Below are 12,486 nucleotides of genomic sequence, written 5' to 3'. Positions count from 1 at the left end.
GTGCCGGACCCGGCCGGGTCCGGCACGGGCCGCCTCAGTGGCCGGGGTCGGCGATCGGTGCCGGGTAACCGGGGGGCGGGTGCTCCTCCCGCCAGGGCGTGTGCGCGCGCCCGCCCGGGAGTTCGGCCAGTTCGGGCAGGTAGCGGCGGACGTACACGCCCTCGGGGTCGAACCTGCGGGCCTGGCGCAGCGGGTTGAACGCCCTGTTGGGCCGGGTGTCGTTGCCCGTGCCCGCGACCCACTGCCAGTTGCCGTAGTTGTTGGCCACGTCCCCGTCCACGAGGTGCGCGTGGAAGTGGTCGGCGCCCTCGCGCCAGTGCACGCGCAGGGTCCGGGTGAGGAACGCCGCGGTGATCATGCGCGCCCGGTTGTGCACGAACCCCTCGCGCAGCAGCTGGCGCATTCCTGCGTCCACGACCGGAACGCCGGTCCGCCCCCGCTTCCAGGCGTCCAAGGCGTCGGGGTCCTCGCGCCATTTCCTGTCCCGGGGCCGGTAGTCGCGGACGTTCACCGCCGGGAAGGCCGCGGTGACCTGGTGGTGGAAGTCGCGCCAGGCGAGCTGGCGGACGAACGCCTCTCCCCCGGCCAGGGGTGAGGCGGCCAGGGCGGCCTCCAACGGCGACAGGCAGCCCAGGCGCAGGTCGGCGGACAGGTGAGAGGTGGCCGCGCCCGGCAGGTCGTCGTGCCGGTCGGGGTAGGCCGCCAGCCCGGACGACAGCCAGGCGTCCAGGCGCTCGCGGGCCGCGCGCTCCCCTCCCCGCGGCAGGTCCTCGGCGAGCGCGCCCAGACCGTCCGTCCCGCGTCCGGGCAGCTCGCCGGGCCGGACCCCCTCGGGCAGGACCACACGGTCCGGCGGCGCGACCGGATCGCGCCACGCGGCGGCCTCCCAGGCCTTCCAGTAGGGCGTGAACACCTTGTAGTGGTCGCCGCCCGCCGGGGTGACCTCCCCGGCGGGACCACGGTGAGCCCCGGGAAGGCCCGCACGGTCAGGCCGGTCGCGCGCAGGCGTCGCGCGCGCCGCGCGGCGAGGGAGCTGACGCCGTCGGTGACGTGGACGGTGTCGGCCCCGCTGGCCCGGGCCAGGGCGGCGACCTCACGGACGGTGTCGCCCCGGAGGAGGACCAGGTCGGCGCCGCGCTCGCGCAGTGCGGCCCTCAGGTCGGCGAGGGCGTCGGCGAGCAGGGCGGCTCGGTTGCGGGCGGACCGGCCGGCCACCGCGGGATCCAGCACGAAGACCGGCAGGGTCGGGCCGGGGCGCTCGACCGCGGCGGCCAGGGCGGGGTGGTCGTGGACGCGGAGGTCCTGTGTGAACAGGACGATGGTGGCGGACGCCAACCGGCACTCCTTCACTGGACGTGTTCGCGTGGACACTCTAGATCCTTCGGGGAAAAGCCGGTGCTCAGGGCGCTGACCGGGTAGGAAGGTCGCATGACCACACGGCTTCCTCCGCTGCCCGACACGCCGGTCCGCCCCAGGGTCGGGGTGTCCAGCTGCCTGCTCGGCGCTCCGGTCCGCTACAACGGCGGGCACTCACGTTCGCGTTTCCTCACCGACGAGCTCGACCGGCACGTGGACTGGCTGCCGGTCTGCCCGGAGGCGGAGATCGGCCTGGGCGTCCCGCGCCCCACCCTGCGCCTGCAGCGCCGGGAGGGGCTGGACCGGGTGGTCTCCAGCGCGGACGGCGCCGACCGCACCGAGGAGCTGGCCGAGGTCGCCGACCACCACCTGGCCCAGCTGCGCCACCTGGACGGGTACGTGCTCAAGAACAAGTCGCCCAGTTGCGGCCTGTTCGCCCTGCCCGTGTTCGACCAGGGCGGCGGCCGGGTGGACGGCAGGGGCCGTGGCGCCTTCGCCCAGCGGCTCACCGAGCTGCTGCCCTCCCTTCCGGTGGAGGAGCAGGGCCGCCTGATGGACCCCGTGCTGCGTGAGCTGTTCGCCCAGCGCGTCTTCGCGCACGCGCGGCTGCGCCACCTGTGGGAGTCCGACTGGCGTCCGCGCGACCTGGTGGCGTTCCACAGCCGCCAGAAGCTCCAGCTGATGTCGCACTCCCCGGAGGGCTACCGGGAGACGGGAAGGATCGTGGCCCGCGCGGGCGCCGACGACCCCGAGGAGGTCCGGGCGGCCTACACCGACGCCTTCCACCGGGCGATGGCCGTGCGGCCGAGCCGGGGCAAGCACGTCAACGCCCTCCAGCACGCCTTCGGGATGCTGAGCGCGCTGCTGGACGACGCCCGCAGGCACGACCTGCTGGGGGCGATCGAGGACTACCGGCGGGAGCAGGTGCCGCTGAGCGTCCCGGTGGCGCTGCTGCGCCACCACTGCGCGGCGGAGGACGTCGAGTGGGCCCGCGACCAGACCTACCTGCGCCCGTACCCGGACGACCTCCGGCTGCGGCACGCCGTCACGGTCTGATCACGGGGAGAGGGGCGATTTCCCCCCGAGTTGTGCCCGAAGACACATGACCGGTTACACTCAGTGATATTCCTCCGGTCCCCCGACAGGGTGCCGCTGACCCGACCCTGAGGTTTCGGTGTGTTCGCGTCCTTCTTCCGGCGGGTCTTCGTGCTCGTCTCCTCCTGCGTGGTCGCCACGGCAGCCGCCACGCTGGCCACGGTCCCGCCCGAGGAACTGACGGAGCGGCTCGAACCCGACCCGGGCCCCGAGCCCCGACTGGCCCACAGCAGGACGCTGCTCTCCCCGATCCAGGGGCCCTCCGCGCCCCTGCCGCGTCCCGGTCAGGTCTCGGCCTGCGCCGCACCCGGCAGGGACGAGGTCGTCACCCTGCCCGACACCGGCGCCCCCGAGGGCGGCCGTCCCCTGTGGATCCGGCGCCCCTCGGGCCCCGACAGCGCGGACCTGCCCGTGCTCTACCTGCTGCACGGGTCGGCCTCCACCCACGAGACGCTCATGGACGAGGACGTCGGCGCGCTCCTGGACCGGCAGATGTGCCGTTCGGGGGTCGAGTTCGTCATCGCCGCCCCCTACGGCCAGGAGAGCGGGGGAGCCACCACCGAGTGGGGCGACGCCGCCGACGGGGGGTTCGCGCTGGAGAGCTTCGTCACCGGCGCGGCCGTGGAGGCCGTCGAGGGCGAGCACACGCGCCCCCGTGCGCTGCGCGCCGTCGGCGGGTTCTCCATGGGCGGGTACGGGGCGGCGGCGCTGGCGCTGCGCCACCCCGACCTCTACACCCAGGTGGTGTCCTGGGCCGGGTACTTCCGGGTGGACGACCCGTACGGCGTCTTCGGCGGCGACACCGGGCCGCACTCCCCCGACCGGCTGCTCGGTTCGCAGGGGGTGCGCGACCTCAGGTTCATGCTGGTGGAGGGCACCGAGGACCACACACCGCTCCAGCGGGGCAGCATCCACGGGGAGGCCGAGCGCTTCGCCGGCCTGCTCACCGAACGCGGTATGACGGTCGCCACGCTCCACCCGCACGGGGGCCACGACTTCACGACCTGGAAGCGCTCCTTCCCCGACGCCGTGGACTTCCTGGTCTCGGGCTGGAGTTCCGCACCGTAGGTCACGCGGTGTGCGCACCCGGCCCCCTCGGACGGAGCGGCGGGGAACAGTGTGTACCTTCGTCGCTGTTGACGACAGCGGCTGCGCACACGACCTGAAGGGACCCCCGGTGTCTGGAATCGTTGAGCAGACGGCGGTCCCGTCCCGGGTGGCTACCGTCAGTCTGCACACCTCCCCGCTCGACCAGCCCGGCACCGGCGACGCCGGAGGCATGAACGTGTACGTGGTCGAGGTGGCCCGGCGCATGGCCGAACGCGGAGTGGCCGTGGACGTGTTCACCCGCGCGACCCGGGCCGACCTTCCGCCGGTGGTGGAGCTGGCCCCGGGCGTGAACGTGCGGCACGTGCCCGCGGGGCCCTACGGCCGCCTGGACAAGAACACCCTCGCCGAGCACCTGTGTCCGTTCATCTTCGGGATGCTGCGGGCCGAGGCGCAGAACGAACCCGACCACTACGACCTCGTGCACGGGCACTACTGGCTGTCCGGCCAGGCCGGTGTGGTGGCCGCCCGCCGCTGGGGCGTGCCCCTGGTGCAGTCCATGCACACCATGGCCCGGGTGAAGAACGCCTCCCTGGCCGACGGCGACGAGCCCGAGCCCGAGGCCCGGTTGCGCGGGGAGGACCAGCTGGTCCGCCAGGCCGACCGGCTCATCGCCAACACCGACGACGAGGCCCGCCAGCTCCGGGAGCACTACGGCGCCCGCGACGGCCAGATCAGCGTCATCCCCCCGGGTGTGGACCTGGAGGTGTTCAGCCCCGGTTCGCGCCGGGACGCGCTGGCGCGGATCGGACTGCCCGCGGGCACCGAACTCCTGCTGTTCGTGGGGCGCGTGCAGCGGTTGAAGGCCCCCGACGTGCTCATCCGGGCCGCCGCCGCGCTGCTGGAGCGCGACCCCTCACTGCGTTCGCGCCTGGTGGTGGGCGTGGTCGGCGGCCTGTCGGGCGGCGGGATGCGCGAGCCCGGCCTGCTCACCGACCTGGCCCGCTCCCTGGGCGTGGCGGACGTGGTGCGGATCGAGCCGCCGCAGACCCGCGAGCGTCTGGCCGACTACTACCGCGCGGCCGCGGTGACCGTGGTGCCGTCCTACTCCGAGTCGTTCGGCCTGGTGGCGGTGGAGTCCCAGGCGTGCGGCACCCCGGTCCTGGCCGCGCGCGTGGGCGGCCTGACCACGGCCGTGGCCGACGGGGTGTCCGGTGTCCTGGTACGGGGGCACAACCCGGACGACTACGCGGCCGAACTGCACCGGATGATCGCCGAACCGGCGTGGCGTGCCAAGCTGGCGATGGCGGCACCCGAGCACGCCGCCACCCTGGGCTGGTCGCGGACCGTCGACGAACTGCTGGACGTGTACCGGGCGTGCACCGCCCCCCGGGCGCTGCCCCTGGCGGCGTGCCGGTGACCGAGGAGGAGGGGAAGTACGAGGTGGACAGGGACGCTGCCCGCGACGCCGCGGCCAAGGCGGTCTCCTCGGCCGTGGCGGAGGCCGAGCTGGAGGTGGAGCGCCCCCGCGAGGGGTCGTTCCTGGTCACCCTGCCGGGGAAGGCCAAGCTCAAGACCCTGGTGTGGCTGGAGGTGGGGCCGCACAGCCTCACCCTGACGTCGTTCTTCTGCCGTCAGCCCGACGAGAACCACGCCGACTTCTACCTGTGGCTGATGCGCCGCAGCGCCGACATGTACGGGATGGCCTTCGTCGCGGACGAGGTCGGCGACGTCTACATCCGCGGCCGCCTGCCGCTGGAGGGCGTCACCCCCGACGAGGTCGACCGGCTGCTGGGGTGCGTGCTCACCTACTCGGACGAGAACTTCAACGGCGCGCTGGAGCGCGGGTTCGCGTCGGCCATCCGCAAGGAGTGGCGCTGGCGTGCCGAGCGCGGCCACGACATGCGCAATCTGCGGGCGTTCGCGCACCTGGTCGAGCCCCGGGACGAGGGATAGGGCGGCCCGGTCGCGGCCGCTCCCCCGCAAGGGGCGGGCGGACGCCCGAGCGCGGTGCCCGGGTGGCTAGGCTTGCCCCCATGGGAACTCTGGTACTGCTGCGACACGGTGAGAGCGTCTGGAACGCGAAGGGCCTGTTCACCGGCTGGGTGGACGTGGACCTGTCCGCGACGGGCGAGGAGGAGGCCCGCCGGGGCGGCGAGCTGCTCAAGGAGGCCGGCGTACGGCCGGACGTGGTCTACACCTCCCTGCTCAAGCGCGCGATCCGCACCGCGAACCTCGCCCTGGAGACCGCCGACCTGCACTGGCTGCCGGTCGAGCGCACCTGGCGCCTCAACGAGCGCCACTACGGCGCACTGCAGGGCAAGGACAAGGCGCAGACGCGCGAGGAGTACGGCGAAGAGCAGTTCATGATCTGGCGCCGCTCCTACGACACCCCGCCGCCGCCCATCGCGGACGACGACACCTACTCGCAGGCCGGTGACGCCCGCTACGGCGAGCTGCCGCCGGAGCTGCTGCCGCGCACCGAGTGCCTCAAGGACGTGCTGGACCGCGCCCTGCCGTACTGGTACGACTCGATCGTGCCGGACCTGGCCGCGGGCAAGACCGTGCTGGTCGCCGCGCACGGCAACTCGCTGCGCGCGCTGGTCAAGCACCTGGACGGCGTCAGCGACGCCGACATCGCCGGGCTGAACATCCCGACGGGCATCCCGCTGCGCTACGACCTGGACGACCAGTTCAAGCCGACCAACCCCGGCGGCACCTACCTCGACCCGGAGGCGGCCAAGTCCGCCATCGAGGCCGTCGCCAACCAGGGCAAGAAGTAACGCCCGCCCGATCCCGTCGCCGTGCCCGCGCCGCCTTTGGCGGTGCGGGCACTGTGCTGTCGGGGGCCGGGCGGGACGTGGGCGAGGAGCGTGTGGGGCGCCGTCGGGAGTCGCGCGGGGTGCGGGCGAGTGCCGCGTGGGGAGCGGACGAGTGCCGGGCGGGGCTCCGTCGGAGGCCGCGTGGGGAGCGGGCCGCGTGAGGGCATGGCGGTGCGGGCGGAGGCGCGGCCTCCCCCTTTACCACGCTAGGTCTCGGAGGAGGGGCCGCGCCAGGGCCGTTCGCGGCCTGTGGACAACGCTCCCCGCCTCAGTAGACGAGGGCCTGCGCGCCGTCCTGGACTGCCTCCTCGACGAAGGACGGCGCCCCGGCGATGCGCACGCCCCGGATCAGGTCGTCCACGGTCAGGTCGCGTCGGGCGGCGCACTGGGTGCACACCGTCACCCGGCCCGCGGCGAGCACCGCGTCGAGCAGGTCCTTGAGGGGGGCCGCGTGCGGGAGGGAGAACCGCTCGGCGCGGCCGGGGACCGCGAACCACGCCGACTCACCGGTCAGCCAGAGGGAGACCCCGACGCCGCTGGCCAGGGCGGCGGCGGCCACCGTGAACGCCTGGTTGCACCGCTCGGGGTCGTCCTCCCCGGCGGTGACCTTGATCACCAAGGAACGAGACATGCCCGTCAGCCTACTCAGAGCGCCGCGGCGGTCAGCACGGCGCCCGCGATCGAGCAGACCGCGAGGGCGATGGTGAGCGCGAGGGCCTCGGTGCGGCGCGGGGAGACCCGCACCGGCTGGTCTTCCACACCGTGCTCGATGCTGAGCGTCCCGTCCTCGGGGGCGGCCAGGACCACGCGGCCCTCGCGCACCTGGACCCGGCCCGTGACACGGATGCGGGCGCCCGGCCGGATCACCCACTCGCGGTACTCGAACTCGATGGTCTCGCCCCGGAAGACGCCCGAGATGCGGCCGCGCACGCGGGGTAGCAGGTCGTCCGCGGGTGAGGCCACACCCGGCTGCGGACGCCCCACCACGCGCTTGAGGCACAGCTCGGCGCCGCGCGGCTCGGTGTCGCCCGGGTCGACGAAGATCCGGTCGCCGTCGCCGGGGCGGCCCTCGGCGACGATGCCGAACAGGTCCTCGGAACCGTAGTCGGCGATGGAGTCGCAGGCCCGTTCGCGGACCGCGCCCTCGGACGGGTCGCGGTTGAGCGGCCAGTAGTGGCGCAGCACCTCGTGGCCGTGCCAGACGCACTCGGCACCGGCCAGGCCGGAGGAGATGGGACCGTCGGGACCGGGAGCGGCGACACCGGTGAGCGTGACCCGCTGCCCCTCCCTGGCCGCCAGCACGCCCGGGCGCAGCTGGGCCAGTCCCCGCTGACGCAGCCAGCGCCGCAGGGCGATCAGGGTCAGGGGGAGGAGGACCACCGCGGCCACGAGCAGCGCCGAACCGATCACCAGTAACACAGGCCGCCCCTTTGGAGAACACGTCGGAGGTCTAGGCGCGGTCGGCAGAACACGCCCCGTGGCCGCACCGCGCTGCTGACAATCTTTACCAGTTCTCCGGGAAAGCGGGGCCAATTGGGCATGTCCAGACCGGGGCCGGGGAGTGGCGGAGGCCACGGTGCGCCGTCGGCGGTCACCGCCGCCTCCAGCCGCCGCTACGCTCTGGGGATATGGACGCTGAGGTACACCCCGATCTGGCGAAACTGTCCTTCCTGCTCGGCCGTTGGGAGGGCGTGGGCGTCGCCGGTTACGCCGACGTGGAGGAGTTCCAGTTCGGCCAGGAGATCGAGTTCGCGCACAACGCGGGCCTGCCCTACCTGACCTTCACGAGCCGGGCCTGGCGGATGAACCCGGAGGGCACCCGCGGTGAGCTGGTCACCGAGGAGTCGGGCTACTGGCGGGTGCGGCCCGAGACGGGCGCGGAGCCCAAGGAGGGTGAGCCCGTCGTGCACCTGGAGGTGCTGATCGCGCACCCCGAGGGCTTCAACGAGGTCTACCTGGGCAACGTGTTCGCGAACCGGGTGGAGATGTCCACCGACGCGGTGGTGCACACCGAGACCGGGATCGACGCGACCGCCTCGCACCGGCTGTACGGCCTGTTCGGCGACAACCGGGAGACGCTGGGGTACGCCTGGGACCTGGCGGCGCGCGGCCACGGCCTGCGCTCGTACATGTCGGCGCAGCTCAAGAGGGTCGGCTCGAAGTAGTCGGGGCCGAGTGGCCGGGGCCGGTCCGGGCATGGGCAGACCCCGGGCTGCTCCCGCCGCTGGGGCGGGGCCGGTCGGACGAGTTCCGGCGGCCCGGGGTCCGGGTGTCCGTCTGGGATTCGCTGCGAACGACGTCGCGCGAACGCGAGCGTCGTCCTAGCGGACGGCCACCTCGCCAGTCCTAAGATCAACCATCTCTTGGACCACCTCCTTTCTTGCGTGCCTCCGACACTACGTCCCGCTCCGGAGGCGGGGCAAATGTTTTTTCTGTGCGCGAAACCGCAGGTGGGGACGGCGTTTCCGCTCCCTTGGCAGGCCGACTAGTCTCGCTGGTATGACTTCGCCGCTGCTGAGCACACCGGGCGCCGTGAGCGCCGAGTCCCCCGACACCGGAGTCGCCGCGCACTACGGCGACCCCGCGCACGAGGGACGCGCCGCCGAACGTTCGAGCGCGTGGGTCGACCGGAGCAACCGGGGCGTGGTGCGGGTGACCGGCCCCGACCGCCTGGGCTGGCTCAACGACCTCACCAGCCAGCTGACCCGGGGCCTGGCCCCGGGCACCGCCACCGAGGCGCTGGTCCTGGACACCAAGGGACACCTGCGGCACCACCTGTCGCTGGTGGACGACGGCGAGGCCACCTGGATCCACACCGAGCCGGGGGACGGCCCGGAGCTGGCGGGGTTCCTCGACTCGATGCGGTTCATGCTGCGTGTCGAGGTGGAGGACCTGAGCGGTTCCCACGCGGTGCTGAGCGTGCTCGGTCCGGACCGCGCCAAGGCCGTGGAGGCCGCGTCGCTCGGTGACGTGACCGCGCGCGCGGTCGAGGGCGAGACCGACCTGTTCGTGCCCGCCGAACGGCTCGTCGGGGCCGCGGAGGCGCTCACGGCGGCCGGGGCGCGCCCGGCGGGCATGTGGGCCTACGAGGCGAACCGGATCGCGGAGCACCGGGTGCGCGCGGGTCTGGACACCGACGACCGCACCATCCCGCACGAGGTGGACTGGGTGGGCCGCGCGGTGCACCTGGAGAAGGGCTGCTACCCGGGCCAGGAGACGGTGGCGCGGGTGCACAACCTGGGCCGTCCGCCGCGCCGTCTGGTCATGCTGCACCTGGACGGCACCGCCGAGCGCCTGCCGCAGGTGGGGGCCGCCATCGAGCTGGACGGGCGCTCCGTGGGCCGGGTGGGCACGTCGGCCCGCCACCACGAGCTGGGGCCGATCGCCCTGGGCGTGGTCAAGCGCTCGGCCCCCACCGACGCCGACCTGGTGGTGGACGGCATCGCCGCCGGTCAGGAGGTCGTGGTCGACCCGGACACGGGCGCCAACGCCAAGATCGAGCTGCGCCGCCGTCCGCGTTAATTCGGTTCGAGGAGGCTACGTCCGCCGATGTGGACCTCGGCGAACTCGGTCCCGGTCGGCGCCAGGAACAGGATGTGGGTGGTGACGCTCTCCCCGGGGTTGATCTCGTCCCAGAAGTAGTCCCACGCCACGACGATCTCGGCGTCGACGTCGTTGGCGTACTCCAGGCCCTCGGTGGTCACGCCGATGGTCCCGTAGGTGTCGAAGACCGCGGGCTCGGAGCCCTGGTTGGTGACGTCGAGCCGGTAGACGTGGTACTCGGAGTCCGGGGGCGCGACGGCGGAGGCCCCCATCCCGTCGGTGACGGTGGTGTCGGTGTAGGCCGTCTCCACCTCCACCAGGAAGGTGTCGAAGACGGCGGAGGCCCCGGTGTAGGACTCCGGCGGCACCGGCTGCGGATCGGACTCCGCCCCGCCCCCGGGCGGCTCCTCCTGCTCGGGTCCCGGGTCCGGCGGGGCCGGGTCCGGCACGGAGGGACCCGGCGCTGAGGGATCCGGTGTGGCGGGCTCCTGGGCGGTACCGGGCTCCGGCTCCGACTGTTCCAGGACCAGCCGGGCCTCGGGGAGCGGGGCGCGCTCCAGCGAGACCACGGTGGCCACGCACCCGGCTCCGGCCAGGATGACGGCGACGGGTGCGGCCAGGGCCCGTACGACGGAGCCGGGCCCTCTGGACGGTGGTGGGTGACGGCCTCTACTACTCATGCTGGTGTGACGCACGGCACCCGTGGTTCATTCCACCCCGAGGCGCCTTCTCCCTGGTCAGCCGCCAGGCAGCCCTGCCCAGTCAGCACTTTTCCCGTTCCACCCCACTGGACATAAGAACATCATTATGTTCTCCTGTATGTGGGAAATCTTGATGTTGGAGCCCGTTGAGGAGTGGTACCTCAAACTCCGGGCTGATGACCCGGTCACCGCGACGCGGTTTGACGCTGCTCTCAGCCAACTGGAAAGCCACGGTCCTGACCTGACACGTCCGCTAGCCGACAGGGTTAAAGGCAGTCGGATACACAACCTCAAGGAACTTCGCCCTGGCTCCTCAGGAAGAAGCGAGATCCGTGTGCTTTTCGTGTTCGATCCAGAGCGGCAGGCGGTGCTCTTGGTGGCCGGTGACAAGTCCGGGCAGTGGAACAGGTGGTATCAGAAGAACATCCCGGTGGCAGAACAGCGCTATCTGGAACATCTGAGGCGGCGAAAGGATGAGCAGGCATGAAGGCGCGTAGTTGGCGAGAGATCCAAGCGGAGTCCGAAAAGCAGGACCCCTGGTTCGCCTCTGAGGAAGCCCAGGCTGTCTTCGATGCGGAAACCGCCCGTATCGAAGCCGAGCGTCAGGGTTACGCGCTCTCCTCCCTGCGCAAGGAGAGCGGAAGGACCCAGAAGGAGGTCGCCCAGATCATGGGAGTGAGCCAGGCGCGGATCTCCCAGATCGAGCACGGGCGGATCGACAGCCTGGAACTCCTGCGGTCCTACATCAGCGCCATCGGCGGCGAACTGCACCTGAGGGTCGACCAGGGTCCGCTGAGCGTCACGCTCGACATCCCCGGAAGCGACGCCGCTGCCGCGACTGGAACCGGGGAGGATGTCGACGCCTCCGCGGGTGAGCGAGACGCCGCGTGAGAACGACGGGCCCGGCCGGTGCGGCCGGGCCCGTCGTGGGCTGGTCAGACGGTGAGGACGATCTTTCCCCGGGTGCGTCCGGCCTGGCTCAGGCGCCAGGCCTCGGCCGCCTCGGACAGCGGGAACTCGCGGTCCACGTGCACGGTGAGCCTGCCGTCGTCGGCCAGGTGTGCCAGCTCGGCGAGGTCCTCGGAGTCAGGGCGCACCCACAGCCAGTGCCCGCCCAGTTCCTGGACGCTCGGGTCCGCGATGGACACGATCCGCGTGGGACCGCCCGTCAGCGGCACCGGCTCCTGGACCACTCCCCCGCCGACGAAGTCGAGCACCGCGTCGACGCCGTCCGGGGCCAGTGCCCGGACGCGGTCGACGAGGCCGTCCCCGTAGACCACGGGTTCGGCGCCCAGGGACCGCAGGAAGTCGTGGTTGCGCTCGCTGGCGGTACCGATGACGCGTGCGCCGCGGGCGACGGCGATCTGGACGCCGAACGCTCCGACGCCGCCCGCCGCGGCGTGGACGAGCACCGTGTCACCGGAGCCGACCCCCGCCCGTTCGACGGACTGGAGGGCGGTGAGGCCCGCCAGCGGGACACCGGCGCTCTCCTGCCAGCTCAGCGACCGCGGTTTGGGCGCGAGCATGCGCACGCTGGCCGACACCAGCTCGGCGTAGGTGCCGTTCTTGGCCCAGTCCTTGCGGGCGTAGCCGTAGACCTCGTCACCGACCTGGTACTCGTGCGCGTCGGGTCCGACCGCCTCGACGACACCGGCGACGTCCCAGCCGGGGATGAGCGGGAAGTCCGTCTCGAAGAGGGCGTCCAGGCCGCCCGCCGCGAGCTTCCAGTCCACGGGGTTGACCCCCGCGGCCCGTACCCGGATGAGGACCTCGCTCGGGGCGACCTTCGGGTCGGGAAGGTCCACCAGGGCGAGGTCGTCGGCCGATCCGTACTGCTGTAGTGCGATTGCCTTCATGCACACAACAGCGGTCGCGTCCCGGAGTTCATTCCGTGCGAAAGGACACGGAGGGCCCGACGGGAC

At 72.6% G+C, this 12,486-nt stretch carries 13 protein-coding genes and 1 pseudogene; 9 read left to right on the top strand and 5 right to left on the bottom strand.

Annotated features, from left to right (window positions below):
* Positions 1 to 34: 34 nt before the first annotated feature.
* Positions 35 to 1,335, bottom strand: a pseudogene (locus tag DQW06_RS08960) (cryptochrome/photolyase family protein).
* 93 nt (positions 1,336 to 1,428) lie between these two features.
* Between DQW06_RS08960 and DQW06_RS08955 the strand changes: the two are divergent.
* From DQW06_RS08955 to DQW06_RS08935, 5 genes are all read left to right on the top strand, one after another.
* Positions 1,429 to 2,412 (top strand): DUF523 and DUF1722 domain-containing protein, encoded by a 984-nt coding sequence (locus DQW06_RS08955; RefSeq protein ID WP_013155330.1) that lies wholly within the window; start codon positions 1,429 to 1,431, stop codon positions 2,410 to 2,412.
* A gap of 120 nt (positions 2,413 to 2,532) precedes the next feature.
* Positions 2,533 to 3,519: an alpha/beta hydrolase family protein gene (locus DQW06_RS08950; protein WP_013155331.1), complete on the top strand. Its 987-nt coding sequence runs from the start codon at positions 2,533 to 2,535 to the stop codon at positions 3,517 to 3,519.
* 118 nt (positions 3,520 to 3,637) lie between these two features.
* On the top strand, positions 3,638 to 4,918 hold the full coding sequence (gene mshA / locus DQW06_RS08945; protein ID WP_370013254.1) for a D-inositol-3-phosphate glycosyltransferase: 1,281 nt from the start codon (positions 3,638 to 3,640) through the stop codon (positions 4,916 to 4,918).
* Positions 4,909 to 5,454, top strand: coding sequence for a YbjN domain-containing protein (locus tag DQW06_RS08940; RefSeq protein ID WP_232051598.1), 546 nt, complete (start codon positions 4,909 to 4,911; stop codon positions 5,452 to 5,454). Before mshA ends, DQW06_RS08940 begins: the two co-directional genes overlap by 10 nt.
* An 80-nt stretch (positions 5,455 to 5,534) precedes the next feature.
* Positions 5,535 to 6,281 (top strand): phosphoglyceromutase, encoded by a 747-nt coding sequence (locus DQW06_RS08935; protein ID WP_013155334.1) that lies wholly within the window; start codon positions 5,535 to 5,537, stop codon positions 6,279 to 6,281.
* Positions 6,282 to 6,588: 307 nt separating this feature from the next.
* Here the strand turns inward: DQW06_RS08935 and DQW06_RS08930 are convergent, their stop codons facing one another.
* Positions 6,589 to 6,951: a DsrE family protein gene (locus DQW06_RS08930; protein ID WP_013155335.1), complete on the bottom strand. Its 363-nt coding sequence runs from the start codon at positions 6,949 to 6,951 to the stop codon at positions 6,589 to 6,591.
* Positions 6,952 to 6,965: 14 nt separating this feature from the next.
* Positions 6,966 to 7,739, bottom strand: a complete 774-nt coding sequence (locus DQW06_RS08925; RefSeq protein WP_117198279.1) for a GIDE domain-containing protein — start codon at positions 7,737 to 7,739, stop codon at positions 6,966 to 6,968.
* A 209-nt stretch (positions 7,740 to 7,948) separates the two neighbouring features.
* On the opposite strand from DQW06_RS08925, the gene DQW06_RS08920 reads away from it, so the two are divergent.
* Together DQW06_RS08920 and DQW06_RS08915 are read left to right on the top strand one after the other, a co-directional pair.
* The gene (locus DQW06_RS08920) at positions 7,949 to 8,485 is read left to right on the top strand and encodes an FABP family protein (protein WP_013155337.1); all 537 of its coding nucleotides are present in this window, start codon (positions 7,949 to 7,951) and stop codon (positions 8,483 to 8,485) included.
* Positions 8,486 to 8,819: 334 nt separating this feature from the next.
* Positions 8,820 to 9,842: a folate-binding protein YgfZ gene (locus tag DQW06_RS08915; RefSeq protein ID WP_013155338.1), complete on the top strand. Its 1,023-nt coding sequence runs from the start codon at positions 8,820 to 8,822 to the stop codon at positions 9,840 to 9,842.
* Here DQW06_RS08915 and DQW06_RS08910 read toward each other — a convergent pair.
* Entirely contained in the window at positions 9,839 to 10,543 is a 705-nt protein-coding gene (locus DQW06_RS08910) for a DUF4352 domain-containing protein (RefSeq protein WP_117198278.1), read from the bottom strand. The two genes, DQW06_RS08915 and DQW06_RS08910, sit on opposite strands and share 4 nt — an antisense overlap.
* Positions 10,544 to 10,682: 139 nt before the next feature.
* Between DQW06_RS08910 and DQW06_RS08905 the strand changes: the two genes are divergently transcribed.
* On the top strand, positions 10,683 to 11,051 hold the full coding sequence (locus DQW06_RS08905) for a type II toxin-antitoxin system RelE/ParE family toxin (protein WP_013155340.1): 369 nt from the start codon (positions 10,683 to 10,685) through the stop codon (positions 11,049 to 11,051).
* Entirely contained in the window at positions 11,048 to 11,455 is a 408-nt protein-coding gene (locus DQW06_RS08900) for a helix-turn-helix domain-containing protein (RefSeq protein ID WP_071622909.1), read from the top strand. Before DQW06_RS08905 ends, DQW06_RS08900 begins: the two co-directional genes overlap by 4 nt.
* A gap of 44 nt (positions 11,456 to 11,499) precedes the next feature.
* Here DQW06_RS08900 and DQW06_RS08895 read toward each other — a convergent pair whose 3' ends face one another.
* Entirely contained in the window at positions 11,500 to 12,420 is a 921-nt protein-coding gene (locus DQW06_RS08895; RefSeq protein WP_071622910.1) for an NADP-dependent oxidoreductase, read from the bottom strand.
* Positions 12,421 to 12,486 lie beyond the last annotated feature (66 nt).

Source organism: Nocardiopsis sp. TNDT3 (genome assembly GCF_003427465.1).
Classification (GTDB): Bacteria; Actinomycetota; Actinomycetes; order Streptosporangiales; family Streptosporangiaceae; genus Nocardiopsis; species Nocardiopsis dassonvillei.
This window is presented reverse-complemented; position numbering and strand designations above follow the sequence as displayed.

Bases quoted from the DNA above. Each gene is read 5' to 3' on its own strand.
- DQW06_RS08935 (WP_013155334.1), top strand. From the start codon at position 5,535: ATGGGAACTCTGGTACTGCTGCGACACGGTGAGAGCGTCTGGAACGCG.
- DQW06_RS08920 (WP_013155337.1), top strand. From the start codon at position 7,949: ATGGACGCTGAGGTACACCCCGATCTGGCGAAACTGTCCTTCCTGCTC.
- DQW06_RS08915 (WP_013155338.1), top strand. From the start codon at position 8,820: ATGACTTCGCCGCTGCTGAGCACACCGGGCGCCGTGAGCGCCGAGTCC.
- DQW06_RS08930 (WP_013155335.1), bottom strand. From the start codon at position 6,951: ATGTCTCGTTCCTTGGTGATCAAGGTCACCGCCGGGGAGGACGACCCC.
- DQW06_RS08900 (WP_071622909.1), top strand. From the start codon at position 11,048: ATGAAGGCGCGTAGTTGGCGAGAGATCCAAGCGGAGTCCGAAAAGCAG.
- DQW06_RS08895 (WP_071622910.1), bottom strand. From the start codon at position 12,420: ATGAAGGCAATCGCACTACAGCAGTACGGATCGGCCGACGACCTCGCC.
- DQW06_RS08955 (WP_013155330.1), top strand. From the start codon at position 1,429: ATGACCACACGGCTTCCTCCGCTGCCCGACACGCCGGTCCGCCCCAGG.
- DQW06_RS08905 (WP_013155340.1), top strand. From the start codon at position 10,683: ATGTGGGAAATCTTGATGTTGGAGCCCGTTGAGGAGTGGTACCTCAAA.
- DQW06_RS08910 (WP_117198278.1), bottom strand. From the start codon at position 10,543: ATGAGTAGTAGAGGCCGTCACCCACCACCGTCCAGAGGGCCCGGCTCC.